Origin of the sequence: Devosia subaequoris, assembly GCF_014197055.1 — a bacterium.
Classification (GTDB): Bacteria; Pseudomonadota; Alphaproteobacteria; order Rhizobiales; family Devosiaceae; genus Devosia; species Devosia subaequoris.
The window spans coordinates 1-1,342 of the sequence record NZ_JACIEW010000028.1 but is presented as its reverse complement, the minus strand read 5'-3'; the positions used below and the strand labels follow the sequence as shown (position 1 = coordinate 1,342).

Sequence of the window (1,342 nt, the reverse complement as noted above, 5' to 3'; positions counted from 1 at the left end):
TTGGGAGGATTCCTGTTCCCGCGGCCACGGAGCCAGCTGCAGAACCGAGCTAGAAGCCGCACACGCTCTGGAGGCGGCTCGAGGTAAAAAGAGAAATCTTCGAACATGACGTTCTGCCGGGGCGTGGCGAGCCGAAGCTCGTCACGCCTGGGGTTTAGCCCACCGGCACCTCCCGCTGGGCGGCGGCGCCGCGGATGAGGAGGAGTGTTGCCAGCGCAGCGACGGCTGCGACGACACCTGCTCCCTGGAACGCCGCCTGGAAGCCCTGGAGCATTTCTGCCGGACCGGCGCTGCCATGGCCGTAGCCGGCAGTGGAGATCACCACCATGACCGCAAGACCAATGGCCGAACCAATCTGGTAACTGGTGTTGATGAGCCCGGAAGCCAGACCGGTTTCCTCGGGCTTGGCGCCCGCCATACCCGACATGGTTGCCGGGATGTAGGCTAGGGCCATACCCAGGGCCGCCAGAAGGGAAGCCGGCAGGACGTTGATTACGAAGGATCCATCCAGCGGCAGGTTGGCGAAGAGGATGAGAGATGCCCCCATCAGCAACAATCCGAGGATGAGATTGGTCTTGGGGCCGAACCGGCCAATCAGCTTGCCGGAGAAGCCCACCATGACGATCATGATCAGAATGGTCATCGGCAGGAGCGCCAGGCCACTGGCGAGGGCGGAGAGACCGAGGACCTGCTGCAGATAGAGATTAAGGAAGAACCACAGCGGGATCCAGGCCGCACCCAGCAGGGCCATGACCAGATTGCCAGCCGCCAGGTTGGGCGCCTTGAAAATGCCCAGGGGCAGCAGCGGTTCGCGCCGGACCCGCTGGGCGATCAGGAAGATCACGAAGAGCGCAAGAGAAATGCCGAGCAGCGACAGAATCAGCGGCGAGCCAAGACCTGCTGTCTCAATGGTGACAATCGCATAGACCAGCGACACCAGCGCACCGGTCACAGTGATGGCGCCGAACCAGTCGACCTTGCCGAGTGCCCGTTCGGACTTGCGCAGAACAGCCGGGATGGCGGTCAGAACAATCAGGCCGAGCGGCACATTGATGAGGAAGGTCCACTGCCAGGCCATCCACTCGGTGATCACGCCGCCGAGGAAAACACCGGCCGAACCGCCGGCTGCTGCTGCTGCACCCCAGAAGCCGAAGGCCTTGCCCAATTCGGCACCATTATGTCCAAAGAGGCGCATGACGATGGTGAGGGCCGATGGCGCAATCAGCGCGGCACCGATTCCTTGCAGGGCACGACCGGCAAGCAGGATTTCCTGGCTTGACGCGAGGCCGGCCAGCAGGGAGGCGGCGGTCAGGATGACAAAGCCGGTCGTGAAAATGCGGCG

The 1,342-nt window shown here is 63.3% G+C and carries 1 protein-coding gene; it reads right to left on the bottom strand.

The window, feature by feature from the left end:
- Positions 1-154: 154 nt before the first annotated feature.
- Positions 155-1,342: MFS transporter (locus GGR20_RS18410; RefSeq protein ID WP_183312815.1), on the bottom strand; the 1,188-nt coding region annotated here is incomplete at its 5' end.